Source organism: Streptomyces fuscigenes, from assembly GCF_021556455.1.
Lineage (GTDB): Bacteria > Actinomycetota > Actinomycetes > Streptomycetales > Streptomycetaceae > Streptomyces > Streptomyces fuscigenes.
The window spans coordinates 1-7,228 of the sequence record NZ_JAKGCV010000283.1 but is presented as its reverse complement, the minus strand read 5'-3'; the positions used below and the strand labels follow the sequence as shown (position 1 = coordinate 7,228).

The 7,228-nt window shown below is 75.2% G+C and carries 7 protein-coding genes; 3 read left to right on the top strand and 4 right to left on the bottom strand.

Translation table 11 applies throughout. The features are described from left to right. From L1885_RS20040 to L1885_RS20025, 4 genes are all read right to left on the bottom strand, one after another. Window positions 1-1,139: SAV_2336 N-terminal domain-related protein (locus tag L1885_RS20040; RefSeq protein WP_268984290.1), on the bottom strand; the 1,139-nt coding region annotated here is incomplete at its 3' end. A gap of 7 nt (window positions 1,140-1,146) precedes the next feature. Further along, window positions 1,147-2,166 carry an AAA family ATPase gene (locus L1885_RS20035; protein WP_235798546.1) on the bottom strand — a complete coding sequence of 340 codons (1,020 nt, stop codon included), beginning with the start codon at window positions 2,164-2,166 and terminating at the stop codon, window positions 1,147-1,149. Between the two features lie 109 nt (window positions 2,167-2,275). Continuing rightward, window positions 2,276-4,351, bottom strand: a complete 2,076-nt coding sequence (locus L1885_RS20030; protein WP_235798545.1) for a VMAP-C domain-containing protein — start codon at window positions 4,349-4,351, stop codon at window positions 2,276-2,278. Next, on the bottom strand, window positions 4,348-4,800 hold the full coding sequence (locus tag L1885_RS20025; protein WP_235798544.1) for a CU044_2847 family protein: 453 nt from the start codon (window positions 4,798-4,800) through the stop codon (window positions 4,348-4,350). Before L1885_RS20025 ends, L1885_RS20030 begins: the two co-directional genes overlap by 4 nt. Window positions 4,801-4,998: 198 nt before the next feature. On the opposite strand from L1885_RS20025, the gene L1885_RS20020 reads away from it, so the two are divergent. The 3 genes from L1885_RS20020 to L1885_RS20010 form a co-directional block, all read left to right on the top strand. Then, on the top strand, window positions 4,999-5,184 hold the full coding sequence (locus L1885_RS20020) for a DUF6104 family protein (RefSeq protein ID WP_235798543.1): 186 nt from the start codon (window positions 4,999-5,001) through the stop codon (window positions 5,182-5,184). A gap of 173 nt (window positions 5,185-5,357) precedes the next feature. Continuing rightward, the gene (locus L1885_RS20015) at window positions 5,358-6,401 is read left to right on the top strand and encodes a DUF4097 family beta strand repeat-containing protein (RefSeq protein ID WP_235798542.1); all 1,044 of its coding nucleotides are present in this window, start codon (window positions 5,358-5,360) and stop codon (window positions 6,399-6,401) included. Between the two features lies 1 nt (window position 6,402). Next, window positions 6,403-7,228 (top strand): PadR family transcriptional regulator (locus L1885_RS20010; RefSeq protein WP_235798541.1); only part of this gene is annotated, 826 nt, incomplete at its 3' end.

The window sequence follows — 7,228 nt, the reverse complement described above, 5'->3', positions numbered from 1 at the left end:
GCGCGCGCCGGGGCGCCCCTGCCGACGAGCCGCAGCGCGGCGGAGCCCGCGCCCTCGCCGCGGGCCAGCACGCCGTACGTCACGGGCAGGCCCGTACGGCCCCAGAGCCGTTGCGGCAGGGGCTGCAGGACGGCGACCGGGGCCTGCCGCGACAGCCGGTGCAGCAGGCGGTGGGCCTGCCCGCTGTACCAGAGCGGGCCCGCGCAGTCGCTGACGAGGACCGTGATCCGGCTGCCCGTCGGGTCGCTGAGGCGCTCGGCCGGGCCGAGCGCGGCGGCCCGCGGATCGAGGTGGGTGGAGACGGCGGGCTCGCCGTCGGGCCCCTGGTGGAGGTAGCGCACCCGCACGTCGCGGAAGGCTCCCAAATGGCTGAATATGTCTTCGAGTTCGATGAGGAGCCGCTGCCACACCAGCATCGACGACGACACGTCCATCACCAGCTGGAGATCCACCTCGGCGCGGGTGGAGGCGCGGTAGACCGGTACGACGAGGCCCCCGGCGCGGGCGCTGAGATCGGCGGTCGCCGCCTCGTCGAGCGTGGTCTCGACCGGGGCGTTCGGTCCCCGGTAGCGCTGCAACGGGCGCAGTGCACGCTGGAGTTGCAGCGTCCCGGGCAGGGCGCTCGCCGAGGGCACCCCGATCGGCAGCGACCGGCCGCCGCCGCGCGCCGAGGCGCCCCCCGCGCCCCGGCCCCGGCCGTACGTGCCGGGCCCGTGCCCGGAGCGCGGGCCGTCGCCCGGCGCCGAGCGGGACGCGCCCAGGGCGATGCGGGGGTCGGCGGGGGGCCGGTCGGGATCGTGCGGGGTGCCGTTCACGGGCGCAGTGTTCCCGTCGCCGGCGTCGCCTGTCACGCCGTCCACGCGGTTTTCGCCCTCGCGTGCGCCGTCCGCGTCCCGGTCCTCACACGATGGGGTGTCCGGGGTGTGTCCCGGGCCCTCGGTGAGCTGCCCGGCGAGCCAGAGCGCGTCGCACACCTGCCGGACGTCCGGGTCGAGTCCGGCCTGGCGCAGCCGGGCGACGAAGCCGGACAGCGTGACGCGTGCCCCGGCTCCGGCGGCGCGCGGGTCCGGACGGGTGCCGGCGCCCTCGGCCCGCTCGCCGCGGGCGGGGCCGCCGTCCGGGTCCGGTGGGCCGGACATCACCGCGTCACCTCGGCCGGTCCAGGCGCTGGATCAGCAGGTCGGCCAGGCGCTCGCGGCTCTGCGGGGCGGCGATCCCCGTGAGGTAGACGGCGTTGAGCAGTTGGTCGGTGGCGATCTGGTGGCGCTGGGAGCGCTCGAAGAACTGCGAGATCAGGTCGCTGCCGGCGCGCGCCGCGTCCTCCCCCAGGTGCGCGGTGACGAAGGTGGCCAGCCGCTGGTGGTCGGGGCGGCCGAGCTCCAGGTGGATGCAGCGGCGCAGCAGCGGCGCGGGGAAGTCCCGCTCGCCGTTGCTCGTGAGCACGACGAACGGGAAGGCACGGCACTGCACCCGGCCGTCCTTGACGGTGACCTTCGTCCCGTCGTGGGTGAGGACCTCCGCCTCGCCGCCGGGCAGCCGGTCCGCGATGCGCTCCAGCTCGGGGATGGCGAACTCGCCCTCCTCCAGGACGTTCAGCAGGTCGTTGGGCAGGTCGATGTCGCTCTTGTCGAGTTCGTCGATGAGCAGGACGCGCGGCGCGTCCGAGGGCAGGAGCGCCGTGCCGAGCGGGCCGAGCCGGATGTAGCTGCCGATGTCGGCCGTGGGATCCGTGCCGGGCTGCGCCAGGTGGGAGGCGACCTGGACGTCCTGGAGCCGGGCGATCGCGTCGTAGTGGTAGAGCCCGTCGACCAGGCGGGTGCGGCTGACGATCGGCCAGCGCAGGACGCGCCCGAGACCGAGCTCGGCGGCGACGGAGTGCGCGAGGGTGCTCTTGCCGGCGCCCGGGCTGCCCGTGACGAGCAGGGGGCGGCGCAGGTAGAGCGCCGCGTTGATCATCTCGAGTTCCTCGGCGCCCGGCCGGTGCAGCTCGGCGCGGTGCCGGTGCACACCGAGGCGGCGGTCCGCGGACTCGTCGCCGTCGCTCCCGCCCGACGCGGCGTCCCGGCCGTCGAAGTCCCGCCACGGCGGTGGCGGCGGCAGCCGGGTGATGCCATCGTGCGGCTCCCCCGCGCCGCGGTAGATGAGCCACTCGCTGGTTTCGCTCATAGCCTGTTCCTCGTGGTCGTCGCTCGGCCGTCGGGTCTCGTGTGACACAGGGCGTGGTGCGCGGCGGGCCTCCGGGGCGGCGGGGCGTGGAGGACGCCGGTCGTACCGTTCACGGCGCGTTCAGCAGGAGGCCGGGGCCGGGCAGCGGGTGGCGCGGGTCGTCGTAGAACAGCGCCACCCGGTCCGACCAGTACGCCTCGGTCCGCCTGTCCCACACACCCTTGCGCAACTCATGGATTTTACCCGGCAATTGGCCGGCCGTGCGGGCCTCGCGCACGGTACTGGCCGCCCTGCGGTGCATGTCGGCGCAGAGCGCGTCGGGCCCCGCCGCCGGGGAGCGGCGCAGCAGCAGGACCCGGTAGCCGGTGCGGGCGAGCCGGCCGAAGCCCTCGGCGGTGTCCGCGTCCGGGCGCTGCGCGTAGTGGCACAGGAGCGGCACGGTCTCGTGGGCGAGGGAGCGCAGCCGCGCCTCCTCGTCGACGGGCAGCCGGTCGCCGTCCTGGCAGTCGACGTCCTCGGTGCGCATGCCCGTGCGGTGCAGGTGGTCCCAGCGGGCCTGCTCCTCCACGGCGTCGTCGACGGCCTCGGGGTCGAGGCAGCGCACCACGACCGGCCGCTGCACGCCGAGCGGGGCCGCGCCGGGCACCAGGCTCCAGCGCTCCACGTCGAGCCCCAGTTCGGACTGGGCGAGGGCGACCTGGAGCACGGCGGGCTCGTCCGGTTCGTCGCTCTGGCGGAACGCCTCCGTCAGCGGGCCCGCGAGCGCGCCCGCCAGTTCCTCGAGGATGGTGCCCGTTCCGTCGCCTATGGCGTCCACCTCGCCGTTGAAGTGGGCCACGCCGACACGCCAGTCGTAGCTGTCGCGCTCCCAGCCGCGGGGCTCCAGCTCCAGCAGCACGCTGGGCCGCTCGCCCGGGCGCGGCCGCTCGCCGTACGCCGGCTCGGTGCGCCGCTGCTCGCGGTCCGTGCGGTCGCGGCTCTCGTTCCACAGCTGGTGCAGCTCGCTGCGGAACGAGCGGGTGAGCCGGTCCCTGGCCAGCTCGCGCACCCAGTGCCACAGCGCCCGCTCGGCCCCGGGGGTGTCCTCGGTGACGTACGGGCGCTCGGCGGCGATGGCGCTCATGCAGTAGCGCAGCACCAGTTCGAGGTCGGCGGGCCCGCCGTGCGTCTCGCGCAGCTCGCCGAGGCCGTCGCGCCAGCTGCGGGGCGCCGGGACGGGCTGGGCGCCGCGGCCGCCGCGCCGCCCCTCGGCCCGGCCGATGAGGTCCAGCAGGCTGGAGGTGCTGACGGGCGGCGGCAACTCGGCGAGCTTGCCGAGCAGTTCGGCACGCTGGGCGGGACCGAGCACGCGCCCGGCGCTCTTCTCAAGCCGCGTCTGGACGTCCGTCCAGCTCTCCTCGGGGCCCGAGTGGTGGTGGCGGTCGCGGTGGTAGCGGTCGTGCGCGTGGCACACCGCCTGGTAGGTGTCGTGGACCTCGTCGCGCAGCAGGCCGGAGGGGCCGGGCAGGGTGCGCAGCGCCTCGATCCCGACGGCCGTCCCGCCGGCGCCGCCCACCGCCCGCGACTTGATCACGCCGATCACCTGGCCGCGCCGGGGGTCGATGACCGGCCCTCCCGACATGCCCTCCGTGAGCATCCCGTCGCCGAGCTGGATCTGGGAGCCGACCATGCCTGAGTCGTGTCCCCGCGCGCTGACGACGAGTTCGAGGTCGCCGTCGACCTCCGCCCAGCCCGCCCAGACCACCCGGCCGCCGTCCAGGCGCCGGGACACGCGTTCCGCCAGGTACACGCACGGGTGTTCGGTGGGGCTGTCGAGGCGGATGAGCGCGAGGTCGGGCGAGGGCACGCGGGCGCCGCGGGCCGGGAGCTCGGCCAGCCCGTCGGGCAGGACCGCCGCGAGGGTGCCGCCCACGGTCGTGACGCCCTCGCCGCCGGGACTCGCGAACACCACGTCCACCTGGCACACCTCCCCCTGCCTCTCGCCCGTCAGTGCGACGTGGGCGCACGTCAGGACCCAGTTCGGGGCGACGAAGAAACCGCTGCCCAGGAAGGATCCCGGCCCGTGGGGGTCATACCCGTGGCCGGGCCGATGGATGCGTACGGTCGCGGCCGTCACGAGGCTCGCGAGGGCGGTGAGGGGTTCGTCCGGCGCGTAGAAGGCGCCTTCCCCCTCCTCGTACGTCACGCGCCGCTCCTCGCGCCGGGCGCACCCTCACCGGGATGCGCCGCTGCGCCGGGCCCCGCTCCGGCGGGCGGGGGCGCCTGGGGTGGTACGGGGGCGCCCGCGACGGCCGCCGGGGGCGCGGGCGGCTCGGTCAGATCGGGCGGGGAGCCGTGCCAGCCGAGGGTGACCGTGATGCCGCCCTTGGCCTCGCCGTCGGCGATCAGCCCCACCACCTTGCCGGGCTTGGCCGTCAGTTCGATGGAGAACTCCACCGTGACCTCGTCGGGCCGCACGGCGCGCAGCGGCCCGGCCAGCGAGCGCGCCACGCTCGCGACCACGTCCTTGAGGTCGTCCACGCGGGCCGCGACGCGCTGACCCGCGCCGACGTCGGAGAACCTCAGCTCGCCCGACGGCTGCTCCAGCGCCTCGGCACCGGAGATCCTGGCCCACACGGGAGTCCCGTCGGGCATTTCCACGAGCATGACGCGCCCACCGGCATCCACCACGACATCCCCCGTTCCTGACGCCCCGTCCGTGCCGAACCAGAGGCCCGCAGGTTAGCGGCAGCGGATGCGGGGACGCGAGATCGCGCGGGCCTTCACCGCGGGAGACGCCGCGGGGCGGCGTCCGGTTCTGGGCCCCGACCTGGGGCAACTAGGCTGAAGAGCATGTACTTCACCGATCGGGGCATCGAGGAGCTCGCCTCCCGCAGGGGCGAGGAAGAGGTCACCTTCGAATGGCTGGCCGAGCAACTGCGGGTGTTCGTCGACCTCAATCCGGACTTCGAGGTGCCGGTCGAGCGCCTCGCGACCTGGCTGGCGCGGCTGGACGACGAGGACGACGACGACGCATGAGGGCGACCGAGGGCTGCTGAAGGCTACGGACGGCGACCGACGGCGCGGCCGCACTCGCGATTGACTTCCCGCATCCACGATATATCGTGTTCTTCAGAAGACGCGATATGTTGTGTCGCGTCATGCCTGGACGAATTCTGCCGAGTCCTCTGGGACGGATGCGGGGGTCAGCGATGTCACGGTCGACCTGGAAGGTCGCGGAGCCGCGTGAGTTCACGTTCGACGACCCGGTCGGGGCGCTGAGCGTGCGCATCGTGGGCGGGGCGGTGAACGTCGTCGGAACGGACCCCGCGGCCCTGGCCGCCCGAGGCGGCACGCGCCTGGAGATCACCTCCGTCGAGGGCCCGCCCCTGCTCGTCACCCGCGAGGGCGACACCCTCACCGTCGGGTACGAGGACCTGACCTGGCAGGGCCTCCTGGACTTCTTCGACCGCAGGGGCCGCCGGCGCAGCGCCGTCGTCTCGCTCGCCGTGCCCGCGTCCGCGTCGGTCGAGGTGGGCTGCGTGGACGCGGCCGCGATGGTCTCCGGCGTGCGGGGGCGCACCGAGATCAGGGGCGTCAACGGGGACACCACCCTCGTCGGCCTCTCCGGGCGGGTCCTCGCCGAGACCGTCTCGGGCAGCGTCGAGGCGCAGGCCGTGACGGGGGCGCTGAAGTTCCACTCGGTCTCGGGCGACCTGACGGTGGTCGAGGGCACGGGCTCCTCCGTACGCGCGGACTCCGTCAGCGGGAACATGGTGCTCGACCTCGACCCGGCGGGCGATCCCACCGACATCCACCTGGGCACGGTGTCCGGCGAGGTGGCCATCCGGCTGCCGCACCCCGTGGACACCGAGGTGGTGGCCAACACCGCGAGCGGCAGCGTCCACAGCGCCTTCGAGGACCTGCGGGTGACCGGCAAGTGGGGCGCGAAGAAGATCACCGGGACGCTCGGCTCCGGCAACGGCACCCTGCGCGCGGCCACGGTCTCCGGTTCGATCGCGCTGCTGCGCAGGCCGCCTTCAGAAGACACGGCCGACGCAGCAGACACTGCCGACGCACCAGACACGACCGACACGACGGACACGGCCGGCGCCCAGCGCGCGGCCGACACCGCCGGCCCGTCCGACACCACCGGCCCGTCCGGCGCCGCCGGTGGGCCCGGCGGCCCGCCGTCACCGGGTGCCGCGTCCGGGGACGGCCCGGACGCCGCGTCCGCCGACAGCAAGGAGCTCTGAGATGCCTCCCGTCTTCGCCCACGGCCGCCTGCGCCTGTACCTGCTGAAGCTGCTGGACGAGGCGCCGCGCCACGGCTACGAGGTGATCCGGCTGCTGGAGGAGCGCTTCCAGGGCCTGTACGCGCCCTCGGCCGGCACGGTCTACCCCCGGCTCGCGAAGCTGGAGTCCGAGGGCCTCGTCACGCACGCGACGGAGGGCGGGCGGAAGGTCTACTCGATCACGGAGGCCGGGCGCGCGGAGCTGGCCGGCCGCAGCGGCGAGCTGGCGGAACTGGAGATGGAGATCCGCGCGTCCGTCTCCGAGCTGGCCGCCGAGATCCGCGACGACGTGCGGGGCGCGGCGGGACGGCTGCGCAGCGAGATGCGCGCCGCGGCGAAGGCCTCCCAGGGCGAGGGCCCGTCCCCCGCGGGCGCGGCGGCGGGAGAGCAGGAGGCGTGGCGCACGACGCGGGACGAGATGCGCCGCGCCAAGCAGGAGTGGAAGGAGCAGGCCCGCCGGGCGAAGGACGAGTCGCGCAGGGCGCGCGAGGAGGCCCAGCGGGCGCGCCGCCAGGCCAAGGAGGCGCAGGACTTCGCGCGTGACGAGGTGCTGCGCGTGGCCCGACAGGTGCAGGACCAGGTGCAGGGCCACTTCTCGCGGGGCGACTGGCCCACCGGGGTGCGCGAGGGGCTGTCGGAGATCGCGGTCCAGCTCGGCGGTCTCGCCCGGGGCGCCGGGTGGCCGGGGAACGGGGACGCGAAGGACGCGCGCGACGAGGCGGCCCGCCCGGGCCCCGGGCACACGGAGGACGCGCCGGCCGGCGGGGGTGCCGCCCGCGCGCCGGGGG